Annotated in this window: 12 protein-coding genes; 2 read left to right on the top strand and 10 right to left on the bottom strand. The window is 67.9% G+C overall.

The features are described 5' to 3' along the window. Positions 1 to 10: 10 nt before the first annotated feature. Genes ACX1NL_RS02395 through ACX1NL_RS02375 form a run of 5 tightly spaced genes read right to left on the bottom strand, consistent with a single transcriptional unit; the run spans position 11 to position 6,363 of the window. Entirely contained in the window at positions 11 to 1,213 is a 1,203-nt protein-coding gene (locus ACX1NL_RS02395) for an alkylhydroperoxidase domain protein (RefSeq protein ID WP_458898513.1), read from the bottom strand. Beyond that, complete coding sequence (locus ACX1NL_RS02390) at positions 1,206 to 2,807, bottom strand: dipeptide ABC transporter ATP-binding protein (protein WP_458898512.1); 1,602 nt, start codon at positions 2,805 to 2,807, stop codon at positions 1,206 to 1,208. Before ACX1NL_RS02390 ends, ACX1NL_RS02395 begins: the two co-directional genes overlap by 8 nt. Further along, a complete protein-coding gene (locus tag ACX1NL_RS02385; protein ID WP_458898511.1) occupies positions 2,804 to 3,679 on the bottom strand; it encodes an ABC transporter permease in 876 nt (291 codons plus the stop codon). Before ACX1NL_RS02385 ends, ACX1NL_RS02390 begins: the two co-directional genes overlap by 4 nt. Further along, positions 3,676 to 4,695 carry an ABC transporter permease gene (locus tag ACX1NL_RS02380; RefSeq protein ID WP_458898510.1) on the bottom strand — a complete coding sequence of 340 codons (1,020 nt, stop codon included), beginning with the start codon at positions 4,693 to 4,695 and terminating at the stop codon, positions 3,676 to 3,678. The genes ACX1NL_RS02385 and ACX1NL_RS02380 overlap by 4 nt, the downstream gene beginning before the upstream one ends. After that, positions 4,696 to 6,363, bottom strand: coding sequence for a TIGR04028 family ABC transporter substrate-binding protein (locus ACX1NL_RS02375; RefSeq protein ID WP_458898509.1), 1,668 nt, complete (start codon positions 6,361 to 6,363; stop codon positions 4,696 to 4,698). A 91-nt stretch (positions 6,364 to 6,454) separates the two neighbouring features. Here ACX1NL_RS02375 and ACX1NL_RS02370 point away from each other — a divergent pair, with 91 nt between their 5' ends. Continuing rightward, the gene (locus ACX1NL_RS02370) at positions 6,455 to 8,326 is read left to right on the top strand and encodes an FAD/NAD(P)-binding protein (protein WP_458898508.1); all 1,872 of its coding nucleotides are present in this window, start codon (positions 6,455 to 6,457) and stop codon (positions 8,324 to 8,326) included. On the opposite strand, the gene ACX1NL_RS02365 is transcribed toward ACX1NL_RS02370, so the two are convergent. Continuing rightward, complete coding sequence (locus ACX1NL_RS02365) at positions 8,323 to 8,946, bottom strand: LuxR C-terminal-related transcriptional regulator (RefSeq protein ID WP_301614602.1); 624 nt, start codon at positions 8,944 to 8,946, stop codon at positions 8,323 to 8,325. The two genes, ACX1NL_RS02370 and ACX1NL_RS02365, sit on opposite strands and share 4 nt — an antisense overlap. Continuing rightward, entirely contained in the window at positions 8,943 to 10,070 is a 1,128-nt protein-coding gene (locus ACX1NL_RS02360; RefSeq protein ID WP_458898507.1) for an ATP-binding protein, read from the bottom strand. Before ACX1NL_RS02360 ends, ACX1NL_RS02365 begins: the two co-directional genes overlap by 4 nt. A gap of 112 nt (positions 10,071 to 10,182) precedes the next feature. Here ACX1NL_RS02360 and ACX1NL_RS02355 point away from each other — a divergent pair, with 112 nt between their 5' ends. Next, positions 10,183 to 11,235 carry a PspC domain-containing protein gene (locus ACX1NL_RS02355; protein WP_269951571.1) on the top strand — a complete coding sequence of 351 codons (1,053 nt, stop codon included), beginning with the start codon at positions 10,183 to 10,185 and terminating at the stop codon, positions 11,233 to 11,235. 9 nt (positions 11,236 to 11,244) lie between these two features. Here ACX1NL_RS02355 and guaA read toward each other — a convergent pair whose 3' ends face one another. The 3 genes from guaA to ACX1NL_RS02340 all read right to left on the bottom strand — a co-directional run bounded on the left by guaA (position 11,245) and on the right by ACX1NL_RS02340 (position 15,442). Then, positions 11,245 to 12,798 carry a glutamine-hydrolyzing GMP synthase gene (gene guaA, locus ACX1NL_RS02350; protein WP_458898506.1) on the bottom strand — a complete coding sequence of 518 codons (1,554 nt, stop codon included), beginning with the start codon at positions 12,796 to 12,798 and terminating at the stop codon, positions 11,245 to 11,247. A 175-nt stretch (positions 12,799 to 12,973) separates the two neighbouring features. Beyond that, complete coding sequence (locus tag ACX1NL_RS02345) at positions 12,974 to 14,266, bottom strand: PAS domain-containing protein (protein ID WP_458898505.1); 1,293 nt, start codon at positions 14,264 to 14,266, stop codon at positions 12,974 to 12,976. Between the two features lie 21 nt (positions 14,267 to 14,287). After that, complete coding sequence (locus tag ACX1NL_RS02340) at positions 14,288 to 15,442, bottom strand: GuaB3 family IMP dehydrogenase-related protein (protein ID WP_458898504.1); 1,155 nt, start codon at positions 15,440 to 15,442, stop codon at positions 14,288 to 14,290. Positions 15,443 to 15,448 lie beyond the last annotated feature (6 nt).

The raw sequence follows: 15,448 nt of genomic DNA, 5'->3' as shown, positions 1-15,448 counted from the left end.
GCAAAACCAGCTAGCGGTAGCGCTTCGGCACGTCCGGCGCGCCGAGGGTGAGCATCAGCCGGTTCGCCCAGTTGAAGAACGCGGACGAGTTCACCACGTCCAGCACCGCCAGGTCGTCCAGGCCAGCGGCCCGCAGCGCGTCCACGTGCGGCGCGCCGAACTCGTAGGGGGTGCGGGTCAGCGCCACCGCGGAGTCGCGGATGGCGTTCCACAGCCCGGAGTTCAGGTCGGCGGTCACGCCGTCGGCAAGCAGCTTGTCAATGGCCTCCGCGTCGCCGCCCTCCTCCTTGGAGCGGCCCTGGTGCACCGAGGCGCAGTACTCGCAGCCGTTGAGGCGCGAGGCCACAGTAGCGGCGAGTTCGCGCTCGGCGCGGCCCAGCCCACCTTCGGTGTTGTAGAAGATGTCCAGGTCCGTCAGCGTGCGGGCTTTCAGCGCCTGCGGATCGCGTGCGAGCAGGCGGAAATACTCCATGTCAGCGCGCTCGGGCTTGATCAGCGCGTCGATGTGCTCGTCGGTCAGTGCAGCCTTTTCCAGCGGCGCCACCCACGGCTTCCAGCCCAGCGGGTGCGCGACAAACTTCTCGGGCGCAACCACCTCGGGCTGCAGGGTGGCCTCCGCGGGCGCCCAACCGGGGTCCTCAGAGCCTGCTCGCCTATCGACGCCCTCCGGCACCTCGCCGGCCCCCGCCAGCACACGCACGCCGTGCACGACACGCAGCTGGAACGCCACAAAGGCGATCAGCTGGCCGAGCGAGACGATCGCGTTTTCGTTGTAGCCCGCCTCCTGCAAGTGCCCGATCGCCGCGGGGGATGCGTCCTTGGGGTGGAAGGTGAGCAGGTGGGCGAAGTCGAACGCGGCGGCCAAAGCACCCTCGCCGAAGGTCACGAAGTCGCCGCCGGCGTAGGGGCCGGCGGACACACCTGCGCGCACGGCGTCATCGACCACGGCGACGAGCGACTCGTCTTCGTCGGTAAGCAGGTCGGTGTAGAACGCCGCGGCGCGCTTCGCGCCGGAGACGCCGGCGATGAACGCGGCGACGGCGTAGCGGGTAGACACCGGCAGCGCCTGAATCAGCGCGTCGTCGGTGGGCTCGAATAGCGCCTCGAAGCTGCGCTGCGCGTTGTCCACGGCCTCGGGACGGCGGCGGCGCAGCTCGGCGAGCTCCGCCGGGGTCTCGGCCAGGGCGTCAATAATGTCGGTGCGGTTAGACAACAAACTCTCCTAACTGTCGGGCACGGAACACGGTGCCGGGAATGGCGTTGATGAGCTCGCGGGTGACATCGTGCTTCGGGTGTGCAAACACGTCGTTGGTCGCCCCGTATTCCACCTGGCGGCCGCGGCTGAACACGCTCACGGTATCCGAAATCTGGCGCACCACCGCCAGGTCGTGGGAAATGAACACGTAGGTCAGGCCGAGTTCGCGCTGCAGATCCTCCAAAAGCTCCAGGATTTGGGCCTGCACGGTCACATCGAGGGCGGAGACGGCCTCGTCCAGCACCACCAGCTCCGGCTCCACGATCAGCGCACGGGCGATGGCCACGCGCTGGCGCTGCCCGCCGGACAGTTGCGCCGGGGTGCGGGAGGCGAACTTCGCCGGGTCCAGCGCCACGCGCGCCAAGAACTCGTCGGCGCGTGTGAGCGCCTCACGCTTCGAGGCACCGGCGAGGTTGCGCAGCGGCTCGGCGACGATTTCGCCGACGCGCATCTTCGGGTCCAGCGAGGAGTACGGGTTCTGGTACACCATCTGCACCCGCCCGCGAAGGGCCCGCTGCTGCTTCGCCGTCAGCCCCGTCAGCTCCGTGCCGTCTAGGGTGATGCTTCCCGCGGTGGGCTGGTTGAACATGGAAATCGCGCGCCCGGTGGTGGTCTTGCCGGAGCCGGAGCCGCCGACCAGGGCGTGGGTGGAGCCGCGCGCAACGTCGAAGGAGATGTCCTCGACCGCCGTGAAGTCGCCGTAGCGCTTAGTCAGCCCGCTGACGGAAAGGAGGGTCTCGGGGGTGACCGGAGGACGTCGATAGGCATCTGCGACCGCAAGCGAGGGCACGTTGGCCAGCAGGCGCTTCGAATAGTCCTGCTGCGGGTTGGTCAGCACCTGGCTCACCGGGCCGTGCTCGACCACGCGGCCGCGCTCCATGATCACCACGTCGTCCGCCCGGTCGCCCGCAACGGCGAGGTCGTGGGTGATGAAGATGATGCCAAGGCCCAGCTCAGCGCGCATTTCATCCAACAGGTCCAGGATGGTCTTCTGCACCGTCACGTCGAGCGCGGACGTCGGCTCGTCCGCAATCAGCACCTCGGGCTCGAGCGCCACGGCGGCCGCGATGAGCACGCGCTGCTTCATGCCGCCGGACAGCTCGTGCGGGTACTGGTGGTAGCGGCGCTCCGGGTCATCGATGCCCACACGTTCCAGCAGGGCAATTGCTTTACGACGGCGCTCCGCCGCATCCCCCACCCCATGAATCTCCAGGCCATCCTCCACCGAGGCGCCGATGGTCTTCAGCGGGTTGAGCGAGTTGTTCGGATCCTGCGGCACCAACCCGATCTTCGTGCCGCGCAACTTGCGCCACTCGGCGTTGCTGAGCCCGGCGAGCTCCTCGCCCTTGAACCGGATGCTGCCGGACAGCACGTTGCCGGAAGGTCCCAGCAGGTCCAGCGCCGCCATGGCGGAGGTGGTCTTGCCGGAGCCGGACTCGCCCACGATGGCGGTCATCTTCCCGGCCTCGACGGAAAACGAGATGTCGCGAACCACCGGGTCCGCGTCGCCGTACGCGACGGTCAGACCGCTGACTTCAAGAAGCGTACTCACTTCACATCACCTTCCTGTTGGATCACCTGGGACAGGTGGTTAGCGGACATCACGGTGGCCACGATGGCCAGACCGGGCAGCAGGATCAGCCACCAGGCAGTTGCCATGAAGTCGCGGCCTTCCGCGATGAGCAGGCCCCACTCCGGCGTCGGCGGCGGCGCGCCGTATCCGAGGAAACCCAGGATGGACAGCTGCAAGATGGCGGTACCGAACTGCAGCGCGGCCAGCGCCAGCACCGGGGTCAGCGAGTTGGGCAGCACGTGGCGCAGCAGCACCTGGGCCTGGATTGCGCCGGAGCCGTAGGCGGCCTCCACGAAGTCCGCGCCGGCGACCTGGATCACCTGCGAGCGCGCCAGGCGCGCGAACGTGGCCACCGAGGTCATGCCGACGGCGAACGCCGCCTGCAGCGAGCCGAAGCCGGTGACGATGATGATGGACAGCGACAACAGGATGCCGGGGATGGCCAGCAGCACATCCACCAGGCGCATCAGCACCGTGTCCACCCAGCCGCGCTGGGTGCCGGCGATCAGGCCGATCAGGGTGCCCAGCACCAGACCGACGGCCACGGCGATCAATGCGCCGAGCAGCGACTGGCGAGCGCCGTACACCACGCGCGAGAACAGGTCGCGGCCCACCGCGTCGGTGCCGAATATGTACTCGCCGTTGGGGGCGAGCAGTGCCACGTCGACGCCGTTGTACGGGTCGTGCGGCGCGAAGATGCTGGGCACGATCGCCCACAGCGCGGCGATGGCGAGCACGATCAACGACAGGATGGTCGCCGGCGAGCTCCAGCGGCGGTGCTTGCGGGCCTTGCGCGGCCGGTGGTCCTTCTGCGGCGCGCGCTGGTTGTGCACCAGGTTGGTCGTGCTCATCGGATGGCCTCCTTTGCGGTCGTAGCCGGGGTGTTTGCGGCGGTCTGCTCCTCAGGGGCCGCCGGGGTGGTGGCAGCCTCCGCCACGGCCTGGTCGCGCAGGCGCACGTCCAGCACCGGGTAGAGCAGGTCCACGATCAGGTTGATCACCACGTACGCGGTGGCGGCGATAAGGACCACGCCGAGCAGCACCGGCATGTCGCGGCTGGACACGGCGTTGACGGTCAGCGAGCCCAGCCCGGCGCGGCCGAAGACAGTCTCGGTGACCACGGCGCCGCCGACGAGCTCACCGAACAGCAGGCCAGCCATGGTGATCGTGGGCAGAAGCGAGTTGCGCAGCACGTCGCGCCAGAAGATGCGAGCCTCGCTGGCACCGCGGGCGCGCACGACCTGCACGAACGGCTGGGCGCGGACCTCGTCGATGGAGCGGATGAGCACCTGCATCAGCGGCGCGGCCATCGGCACGGCGAGGGTGAGCGTGGGCAGGATCAGCCCCTCCAGCGGGGTCGGGTCAACCACGTTGACCCAGCCCAGGCGGAAGGAGAAGAACTGCAGCAGCAGGATGGCGATCCAGAAGCCCGGCAGGGACACCATTAACGACGGCAGGGCGCGCACGGCGCTGCGCAGCGCGCCTGCGCCGGGCAGGGTGGCCACATACGCGGTGGCCAGGGCCACCACGATTGCAAGGCCGATGGACGTCGCGGCGAGCGCGAACGTGTGCGGCGCTGCGTCCGTGATCAGGTCGAACACGGGCGTGCCGGTGGCCACCGAGTAGCCCAGGTCGCCGGTGAACAGCCCGCCCAGGGTGGCGAAGTACTGCTGGATCAGCGGCTTGTCCACGCCCATCTGTTCGCGGATCTGCTCGATCTCCGCCTGGGACAGGCCCAGGGCCGGGTCCGCGTAGCGGGCGGCCACGCCGTCGGAAGGCAGCGCGGAAAGCAGGAAAAACGCCAGGGTGTAGGCCAGAAGGAGCACGATGAGCGCCTGGCCGATGCGCTTGAGTACGTACTTGCCCATCTACTTGTCCTCCTCGCGGTCGAAGTACACCGAGTAGAAGCTCGGGCGCGCCACCGCCTCGGTGTCAAAGCCCTTCACGTGCGGCGCGAGCGCGTAGACCTGCGGCTCTTCAAACAGCGGCAGGGTGTAGGCGTGTTCGGTCAGGTGGTCCTGCACTGCCTTGGATGCGGCGGCTCGGCCGGCGTCGTCCGGGGTGGAGACCACCTTGTCCAGAAGCGCCTGCAGCTCCGCGTCGATCGGCGTGCCGTCGCCGGCGTTGTTCAGAAGCGAATCGCGGCGGTCCACGGACAGGTGCGATTCGATCACGTCGTAGTCCGCACGGCCCACCATGGTGTGCATGAGCTGGACGCGGTTGATGTCCTTTTGCGCCGCGTTCTGGGTGGCGCGGTCGCCGGCGACCATGTTCAGTTCGATGCCCAGCTCTCGCAGGTCGGACTGGATCATGGTGACAATCTCCTTCGAGCGCGGCTGCGGCAGGGCGTGGTTGACCCACAAGCTCAAGCGTTGGCCGTCCTTCTCGCGGATGCCGTCCGGGCCGGGGGTCCAGTCGGCGTCGTCGAGAAGCTTGCGCGATTGATCCGGGTCGAAGGTGTACGCGCCCGGCTGCTCCGCGTACCCCAGGGCCTGCGAGGTCATCGACGAGGTGGCCAGCGGGTAGGAATCCGACAGCAGGATGCGGATGATCTCCTCGCGGTCAACGCCGTGGATGATCGCCTGGCGCACGCGGATGTCCTGCAAAAGCGGGTGGTTGAAACGCATCGCCAGCTGGTTGTTCATGCCGTTGGCGGTGGCGGCGACCACCTGCACGCCCTGGTCCTTCAGGTGGCGCTCCACCGGCGGGGAGACCGTGCGCGCGACGTCGGCCTGGCCGGACAGCAGCGCGCCGGAGCGCATGGCCTCTTCCGCGGCCAGGGTGCAGTGGATGCCGTCGATACGCGCGCGCCCCTGGTGCTCAAGCGACGGCGGCGCCCAGTCGTAATCCTCGCGGGTCTTGAGCACCAGGTCGGTGCCCAGGGTCTCGCTGTCCACCACGAACGGGCCGGAACCGATGACGTTTTCCGCGTTGCCGGGGCCGAACTCCTCGTTGCGCAGCTTGAGCGAGGAATCCGCCAACAGCCCCGCGTTGTACGTCGACGTCGCCTGCGCGAAGCCGGGCGAGGGCGCGGAGAAGTGGAAGCGCACCGTGTCCTCGTCGACGACCTCGCCGCGCTCGTAGTTGGAGATCTGCTCCGAGACGTTGAGCAGCCGGTCCTTGTCGCCCAGGCCGAACAGGTCGAAGTTGTCCACGATGTTCTGCGCGGTCATGGGCGTGCCGTCGGAGTAGGTCACATCGGTGCGGATGTCGAAGGTGAACACCGTGGCGTCCTCGTTGATCTCCGGCAGGTCCGTGGCAATCCACGGCTCAAGCTCGAGGGTCTCCGGGTTCTGGTAGAGCAGCCGGTCCGTCAGCTGGTTGACCACGCCGCCGTTGGGGTAAAACCCGGCGGCCGGCGGGTACAGGCTGTTAAACCAGTTGGATTCCAGGTAGGTGAGCACGTCACCGTCATCGCCGTTAGCCGCCGTCGCGCATCCGGCGAGCAGGCTGGCTGCGGTGCCGAGCGCAAGCGTCGCGGCTACCTTTGTTTTAGGCACGTTATCGCCCTCTTTCTTCGGTTGCGCAGTGCACATTACCACTGTTAGACAATCCGGTTCTTTAGCAATAGACTAGGCAGTCTACATACGATCAATAGTTCACAGAAATCGTGGAGGTTTTTTCACCGTGGCAGCATCCATCGCAATCGTCGGAGCAGGACCCCGCGGCATCTCCATCACTGAACGCATCGCCGCCTACCTGGGCGACCGCAGCGAGGCGCTCACCCTGCACATCATCGACGACGCCCAACTCGGCGCCGGCCGCATCTGGGAAACCGACCAGACCCGCACGCTGTGCATGAACACCCTCGCCGGCGCGGTCACCCTGTTCACCGAACCCGGCGCGACCGTTGCCGCCCCCGTGCTCGAAGGCCCCACCATGTACGAGTGGATCCAGGCGCTGCGCGGCGAGAAAAGCCACCCGCTTATCGACGCCTCCGGTGCCTCCCTCCCCGAGCACTACAACGAAGAGCTGCGCGCCACCCGCCCCGAGTCCAACCCCTCGCGCGCGCTGTACGGCGAGTACCTGCGCTGGGCGTGGAAGGTCGCGCTCGCGCAGCTGCCGGACACAGTCGAGGTGGTCGAGCACCACTCCCGCGCGGTGTCGCTAGCGGCCGAGGGCGCCCAGGACGCCATCGCACTTGCCGACGGCTCCGTGGTCCACGCCGACGCCACCGTCATCGCCTCCGGCTGGGTGCTGCCCGCCCCCACGCCCGCGCAGCAGGCGTTCGCCGAGTCGGGTCTGACCTACATCCCGCCGGGCAACCCCGTGGAGCAGGACGTTTCACTGCTGCCGGCCGGTGAGCGCGTGGTGGTTCGCGGCATGGGCATGGGCTTTTTCGACCTCATGGCGCTGGCCACCATCGACCGCGGCGGCCGCTACGTTGAGGACGCCTCCGCGCGTTCCGGCCTGCGCTACGAGGCCACCGGCAAGGAGCCGCACTTCGTGGTCACCTCCGGGCGCGGCTACCCCTACCTGCCCAAATCCGAGTACCACTCCCTGCCGCCGAAGGCCGACCTTTCCCGCCTGCGCGCGGCTATCGACGCCTCCGAAGCACCTGTGTCCTTCGGCCGCGACCTCTGGCCGGCGCTGGCCCGCGACTCCTACGCCGAGTACTACCGCGTGCTTGCACGGGTGCGTCCAGAAGCGCTCAGCGTGCCGCTCGAGGAGATCCTCGCGGCCATCGATAACGCCGACCTTGCCGCGGTTGCCACCACGGACGGCATCCTGCCGGTCGCCCACACGCTGACCGAAGCGCTCGACAGGATGAGCACCGAGCCGTTCGACATGGCCGCCTGGGTGGATCCGCTCGCCGGCACCGAAGCACTCGACCTGGAGGAGCTGAACCGCCGCGTCGCCGAGGGCATGGAGGTAGACATCGCCGAGGCCGTTTCCGCCTGGGACTCCCCGCTCAAGGCCGGCCTGTGGGCCATCTCCGCGGGCCGCAAACCCAGCGCGATCGCCACCGAAAACGGCCGCGGCCCCCGCGAGGCGGCGCTTGCGCAGTACATGGCGTTCGGCCAGATGGTCGGCTCCGGCCCGCCGCTGTTCCGCACCCGCGAGCTACTCGCGCTTTTCGACGCCGGCCTGGTCACCTTCTTAGGCCCCGACCCAGTAGTGGAGCTCGCCGACGGCGAGTACGTTGCCGTCAGCCACGCCCGCTCGGTTCACGCCGCCGCGCTTGCCGACGCCTTCCTGCCCGGCCCCGACATCCGCACCTCCCCCGACGCGCTGACCGCGTCGCTGCGCGAGGCCGGCCGCGTGCGCCCTTTCGCACCGGGTGGTGTGGAAACCGCCTCCCCGGAGACCGACGATGACACCCGCCGCACGGTCCACCCCGACGGCGAGCTGGACGCGCGCCTGCACATCGTGGGCATCCCCACCGGCAAGCAGTGGGCGGACACCACCATCTCCCCCATGCCCGGCACCGACCCGCTGATGCTGCAGGAGACGGACAAGACGGCACGTTCGCTGCTCACCCAGGCGGGCGTGCTCTAGCCTAAGTCCCGCGCCACCGCCCACCTGGTGAGCTGGTGGCGGTTGGAGGTCTGCGTCTTGCGCAAAATGTTCGACGCGTGCGTCTCCACCGTCTTCACAGAGATGAACAACCGCTCGGCGATCTCCTTGTACGTGTAGCCGCGCGCGAGCAGCCGCAGCACCTCGAGTTCACGGCGGGTCAGCGAATCCACCGCCGGGTCGTCCTCTTCCACCACCGGCCCCGAGGCGAAGGCGTCGAGCACGAACCCGGCCAGCCGCGGCGAGAAATACGCGTCCCCGCCGCGCACCCGCTCGATCGCCTCAGCAAGCTCGGCGCCCGCGATGTTCTTGGTCACGTACCCCCGCGCGCCGGCGCGGATCAGCGCGATGACGTCTTCGGCGGCATCGGAGACACTCAGCGCCAGGTACGCCGGGCCCGGCGCCCGCTTGAGCACGGCCAGTCCGCCGCCGTCGGGCATGTGCACGTCTAGAAGCACCACGTCCGGGCGCGTGCGTTCGATCCCACGCACCGCCTCGGAAACGGTGCCTGCCTCACCAACGATGTCCACCGCGTCCGCCAGCTCAGCTTTCACCCCGGCACGGAACACGGAGTGATCGTCCACCAAGAACACGCTCGTCATAGCTCTAACGCTATCTCTACCTCGGAGCCATTGCCTATCGATGACACCACGCGCACCTCTCCCCCAACCCGCTCCACGCGGCCCACGATGGAGTCGCGCAAACCGTGCCGGTCGGCCGGGACGGCGTCCGGGTCGAAGCCGGAACCGCGGTCGCGCACAAACACCTCGAGCCTGCCCGCGAGATGCTCCGCGTAAACGTCGATGGTGTCCACACCGGCGTGCTTGGCGGCGTTGACCATCGCCTCCCTCGCAGCCAGCACGACCGCCTCGGTGCGCTCATCGAAGGCGACATCCTCGCCCACCGTGACCGGTTGGATGACCACGCGGAAGGCGTCCTCCACCTCGCCGGCCGCTTTCTGCAGGGCGGCGAAGGTGGTGGTGTGGTTGGGCACGGTGTCGTCGAAAAGCCAGGCCCGCAGCTCGCGCTCCTGGGCGCGCGCAAGGCGGGCGACCTCATCCGCATCGCCCGCCTGCTTCTGTATCAGCGCGAGGGTCTGCAGCACCGAATCGTGCAAGCGTGAGGCGATCTCCGCGCGCTGGTCTGCCACCGCCTTCGCCTCACGCTCCGCGACCAGCGAATTGGCGAGCTTCGCAATCAGCGGCACGACCAGCACCGCCACGCCCACCACCGTGACCAGCACGGAGACCACCACGCCGCCAACCCCGGCGCTCTCGCCCACAAACGCCACTGCCAGCACCCCGGCCATGACCAGCAGCGCACCCAAGGTCAGCGCGGCGATGTTGCCCCACGACCCCGTACCGCGGTCGTAGGCCTGCAGCGCAATCACCGCGCCGACGATGAGCACGCCGAGCACAAACACCACCGTGGCGCCCGCGCCCGAGGACAGCTGCAGCGCAATAAGCGCGCCTGCGAACCCGAGCACCACCAGCGCAAGATCCATCGTCCCCGGGCGCTGGCGCTGCGCCCCACTGTCGTCCAGGGGCGTACACATCCACAAACCGGCGTAGAGCAGCGCGCCGAACCCGCCCGCGAAGCTGGCCGCGACGAAGAACAGGCGCACCCATTTGTCCTCCACCCCCAGGTGGTCGGCCACACCGGAGGCCACGCCGGCCACAACGCGGCGGGAGCTGTTCCGGGTCAGCCGGGGATACAACGCAGACATAACCCCCATCGTTGCACGGGAACGCCTGAGGGCACATCGGGGGAAACCCTGAAACGAAAAATCAGGGTCGTTCCCGATACCGCAACCCGCGCCCCCGCGGGAGGATAGAGCCATGGAAAAGAACACACTCACGCAGATGTGGGAGACCCGCCCGCCCCGCATCCCGGAGAACCAGGGCGGCAAGGCCGTCATCGGCGGCGTCTGCGAAGGCATCGGCGCCCGCTTCCACATCGACCCCACGTTTGTCCGCGTAGTTTTCGTCGCGCTCTCGCTCGCGTTCGGCGGCGGCATCTTCCTCTACCTGCTGTGCTGGATCAACATGCCCCGCTTCGGGCTGACCCGCAGCCCCTGGGCCGCGATCATCACTCCGAAAGAGCAGCTGACCGCAGCGGAGATAAAGGATCGCGACACCGGCTGGTGGCTGCTGCTCGGGCTGTTCCTGTTTTTACCGTCCGTTTCCGTCGCAGGCGATCTGCGGGCGGTGCTGGTCACGTTCATCCTCTTCGCCGCCGGCTGGTACTTCCTGCACCAGCGCCAGCCCGAGCCGCCGGCTGGGTTGCTGGTGGGCGAGCCGGAGGAGGCACCGACAAGCAACCGCCCCGCTGTGGACACCTCTCACCTAACGGTGCCCGAAGGACACGAACACCCCGGCCAGCGCCCGCCCGCCTGGGACCCGCTCGGCGCGGCGCCGGAACTGTGGCACCTGCCGGAGCCGAGCGAACCGGCGCCGCAGCAGTCCAAAAAACGCAACTGGTTCTGGATCCCGGTCGCCTTGGGTCTCTCAGCGGCCTCTCTCGTGGCGCTTGCGTTTTACAGCGACGTTCGCGACGGCGACTACGGGCGCTTCGGCAGCTCGCACATCACCGTGTACGACGTCGACACCCTGCCAGACCAACCGGGCGTCAACGGCTTCGTCGGCGAGACCTACCTTGACCTCTCCGAGCTCGAGCCGCTGCGCGAGCCGAAAACCGTCGAAGTCAGCAACACCATCGGCAAGGTGGACGTGATCCTGCCCAACGACGTCCCCGTCGACGTGAACTGCCAAGTCACCATCGGCGAGACCGCCTGCCCCGAAGAAACGCAAAACGAGGACAAGGACAGCGCGCTACTCACGATCAACGTGACAGAGCGTATCGGGTCCGTGTCCGCGTACTACGAGGAGTGAGTCCGGGACTTACTCCCACTCGATGGTGGCCGGCGGCTTGGAGGTGACGTCCAACACCACGCGGTTGACGTCGGCGACCTCGTTGGTGATGCGGGTGGAGATGACCTCGAGCGTCTCGTAGGGGATGCGCACCCAGTCCGCGGTCATCGCGTCCTCGGAGGCGACCGGGCGCAGCACGATCGGGTGGCCGTAGGTGCGGCCGTCGCCCTGCACGCCCACGGAGCGCACGTCGGCGAGCAGCACGACCGGGCACTGCCAGATCTCATCGTCCATACCGGCCTTGGTCAGCTCCTCGCGGGCGATGGCGTCGGCGGCGCGTAGCCTCTCCAGGCGCTCCTCGGTGACCTCGCCGATGATGCGGATGCCCAGGCCCGGGCCCGGGAACGGCTGGCGGTTCACAATCTCCTCGGGCAGGCCCAGCTCGCGGCCGACGGCGCGGACCTCGTCCTTGAACAGCAGGCGCAGCGGCTCGACCAGCTCGAACTCGACATCGTCCGGCAGGCCGCCGACGTTGTGGTGGCTCTTGATGTTGGCGGTGCCGGTGCCGCCGCCGGACTCCACCACGTCCGGGTACAGGGTGCCCTGGACCAGGTAGTCCACCTGCTGACCCTCCAGCACGCCGGCAACAGCGCGTTCGAAGGAGCGGATGAACTCCGCGCCGATGGCCTTGCGCTTCGCCTCCGGCTCGGTCACGCCGGCGAGCTTGTCCAAAAACGCCTTGCGCTCGTCCACGGTGACCAGCTTCGCGCCGGTGGCGGCCACGAAGTCGGTCTCCACCTGCTCGCGCTCACCCTGGCGCAGCAGGCCGTGGTCCACGAACACGCAGGTCAGCCGGTCGCCGATGGCGCGCTGCACGAGTGCCCCCGCGACGGCGGAGTCCACGCCGCCGGACAGGGCGCAGATCGCACGGCCCTCGCCGACCTGTTCGCGCACGTCCGCGATGAGCTGCTCGGCGATGTTGGAGGCGGTCCAGTTCTGCTCCAGGCCAGCAATCTCGGTGAGGAAGCGGGTGAGCACCTCCTGGCCGTGCGGGGAGTGCATGACCTCCGGGTGGTACTGCACGCCGGCGAGCTTGCGGGAGGTGTCCTCGAACGCGGCCACGGGCGCGCCCGGAGTGGAGGCGGTGACCTCGAAGCCTTCCGGTGCCTGCGTCACGGAGTCGCCGTGGGACATCCACACGGCGTGCTCGGGCTCGAGGCCTGCGTGGAGCACGCCGCCGTCGACACGCATCTGCGTGCGGCCGTACTCGCGCGCACCGGTCTTGGCCACCTCGCCGCCGAGCGCGCGGGTCATGATCTGGAAGCCGTAGCAGATGCCGAAGATTGGCAGACCCAGCTCGAAGATCTCTTGGTCGAGCTGCGGCGCGCCTTCTTCGTACACCGACGACGGGCCGCCGGAGAGAATCAGGGCTTGTGGGTTTTTCTCGCGGACTTCAGCGGCGGTGATGGTGGATGGAACCACCTCGGAGAACACGTTCGCCTCGCGCACACGGCGGGCGATCAGCTGCGCGTACTGCGCGCCGAAATCGAGGACAAGGACTGGGCGGGCTTGCGGAGTATTCACAGGCCTAGATCGTAGTCGATCGCGCGCGAGACCCAACTGCTTGTGCAGCGTCCGGGAAAACCCCAGAATGACCAGCATGACCTTGCGTGCCCCCGCGCCGGCGTGGTCGAGGACAAAGGAAAGCCGTGCGGGTGGCGCCGGAATGGCACCACCCGCGCGACTCGCGCGAAAAGCGCTACTTTACAGCCGAGCTGAGGCGCTCCAGGGCGGCGCGCACCTCGTCGGTGGACGGCGCCTGCGCGAGCTTCTCGGAAGCCTGCTGCAGCTGGGCGATGGAATTATCCGCTGCCTCCATAGCCTTGTTGACCTGCTCCACCAGCGGCATCACTTCGGCGCCCATGGTGGACTCGTTGGTGTTCTGGGACCAGCGGCGGATCATCTCCAGCGGGATCTTGGTCAGCTCGGAAATGGAGTTGACCTTCAGCTCCACGCGGCGACGGAAGGACGAGTGCAGGAACACCGCGTCGTCCATCTCGCGAACGTCAACCTCGAGCGCGTCCACAAGCAGGCGCATGGACTCATCCGCGCCGGCCTCGGTGGAGAACTGCGCGGTCTGCGCGGTGTGCAGACGGGCCAGGGCGATCGCCATGCGTGCGTTCGCGGTCTTGGCGTAGAGCTCCTCGGCCACCTCTTCCAGCGTGGCGGCGTTTTCGTCGATGATGCCACGCATGGTCGCCCACACCTGCAGCGGTGCGAGTAGCAGGGTGCGCGAAGCACCCTCGGTGACCACGTTTTCCATCTCCGCCTTCACGTTGTTGGTGACGGCGTTTTCCTCCACCAGGGTGGCGGACGCCTTGCGCAGCTCGTCGGCGGCGTCCTGGATGGCGGTCTGGACGTTCATGAACTGGTCCAGCTCGCCGTACAGCGCACGGGCCGCGTCATAGATGTCGCCGGAGCCCTCCGGCAGGGTGAATCCGGCGTCCTCAAGCGCCTGCACCTCGGCCGGCAGCGCGGCGCGGATGAACGCGTCGTAATCCGGCAGCAGCTCGCCGATCTTCTCCGCGCCCTTGACGGCGCGCTCGCGGCGGCCCACACCATTGGCCTCGGCCTCGTGCTCGACCAGGTTCGCCTCCTGGTACAGCTTGCCTGCCGCCTCGAAGCGCTCCGTCATCGGGCGGGTGCGCACGGACAGGTAGCCGCCGTTGGGCAGCGGGGTCACGGTGGCGAGCACGTCGTACGCCGAACCGCTCTTGGCGCTGTTGCGCACGTACGCGGCGAAGGGGCGGCCGTCCTCGATGGTGTCCCACATGATCTTGAAGGCGCCGCCCGGCATCTCATCGCTGCGGATGAGGTTGTGCGGCTTGCCGATCATCTCGTCCGCGTCGTACTGGGCGTACTTGATGAACACGTCGTTGACATGGGTCATCACACCCTTCGCGTCGGTGACCGAAAAGAAGATGTCGTTGACATCGACTTCGTGGGAGGCACCCTCTGGTGCGTCGCGAAGAATGGTTACACGGCTAGACATGGGGCGTACTCATCCAATTTCTCAACTACGGATCGCCAGATCGGCTTTCTGAAAAGCTTTCACATCAGTATAACCACACTTTGCCATGATTCTCTTCAGACCTCCGACGATGTTGAGACCGCCATACGGATCGCTCGACGGGCCGAAGAGCACCGTCTCCAACGGCACGCCCCTGCCCGCGGTGGCGTCCTTGCTCACGTCGCCGCGCGGGAATCGCGGGTGCGCCGCCTGCGCCTCCCAGTACACGCCGCCAGCCGCAGCTTCGGACGCCTGCGCCAAGTTGCGGCCGAGCATGACCGCATCAGCGCCACACGCAATAGCAAGGGCGACGGCACCAGGTTCCCACAGGGCGGTGTCCGCCAGCACGTGCACATAGCGCCCGCCGGTCTCGTCCAGGTAGTCGCGGCGTGCCGCCGCCACGTCAGCGATCGCCGTAGCCATGGGGACATTGACCACCGTGTCGGCGTGGCCCGAGCCCACAATCACACCGGCCACACCGGAGCGCATCAGGTGGGTTGCCGTGGAGTAGTCGAACACCCCGCCCGCGATCACCGGCACGTCGAGCGAGCCGACGAACTCCTTCAGGTTCAACGGCTCGCCGCCCTGCTGCACGTGCTCGGCCGAGACGATAGAACCCTGGATGAACAGGATCTCCGCACCTGCCGCGATGACCACCGGCGCCAGCTCACGCGCGTTCTGCGGGCTCACGCGCACCGCCACTGTGACGCCGGAGTCGCGCACCTGGGCGATGCGCTCAGTGAGCAGATCGGTATCAAGCTCCGCTGCGTGCAGCTCCTGCAGCGTGCGAACGGAGCGCTCCTCCGAGTCCATGTACTCCTGGTACTTTTCTTCCGAGTCGATGCCCCAGGCGTCCTCGCACGAGTCCACGACCTTCTTCACCGCGCCCTCGAGGTCTGCATGGCGGCCCCAAAGCCCCTCGGCGTCGATCACACCGAGGCCGCCCTGCTTGCCCAGCTCGATGATGAACTCGGGGCTGGCCAGCGCATCCGTCGGGTGAGAGGCGAGCGGGATGTCGAATGTGTAGGCGTCGATGTTCCAGCTCGTGTCCACGTCCTTCGAAGAACGGGTGCGGCGCTTCGGCACGATTGAAAGATCGCCCAAGTCGTACGCCCTGCGGGCCTCGCGGCCGAGGCCGATTTCCACGTAGTCGCGCATGAGTAT

Source organism: Corynebacterium sp. CQ3829_602738, assembly GCF_054478435.1.
The sequence above is the reverse complement of the archived record's forward strand: the minus strand, read 5'-3'. Positions and strand labels throughout refer to the sequence as shown.

Coding starts and splice junctions, on each gene's coding strand:
- ACX1NL_RS02385 (WP_458898511.1), bottom strand. CDS start 3,679: ATGAGCACGACCAACCTGGTGCACAACCAGCGCGCGCCGCAGAAGGAC.
- ACX1NL_RS02380 (WP_458898510.1), bottom strand. CDS start 4,695: ATGGGCAAGTACGTACTCAAGCGCATCGGCCAGGCGCTCATCGTGCTC.
- ACX1NL_RS02375 (WP_458898509.1), bottom strand. CDS start 6,363: ATGTGCACTGCGCAACCGAAGAAAGAGGGCGATAACGTGCCTAAAACA.
- ACX1NL_RS02365 (WP_301614602.1), bottom strand. CDS start 8,946: ATGACGAGCGTGTTCTTGGTGGACGATCACTCCGTGTTCCGTGCCGGG.
- ACX1NL_RS02360 (WP_458898507.1), bottom strand. CDS start 10,070: ATGTCTGCGTTGTATCCCCGGCTGACCCGGAACAGCTCCCGCCGCGTT.
- ACX1NL_RS02355 (WP_269951571.1), top strand. CDS start 10,183: ATGGAAAAGAACACACTCACGCAGATGTGGGAGACCCGCCCGCCCCGC.
- ACX1NL_RS02345 (WP_458898505.1), bottom strand. CDS start 14,266: ATGTCTAGCCGTGTAACCATTCTTCGCGACGCACCAGAGGGTGCCTCC.
- ACX1NL_RS02340 (WP_458898504.1), bottom strand. CDS start 15,442: ATGCGCGACTACGTGGAAATCGGCCTCGGCCGCGAGGCCCGCAGGGCG.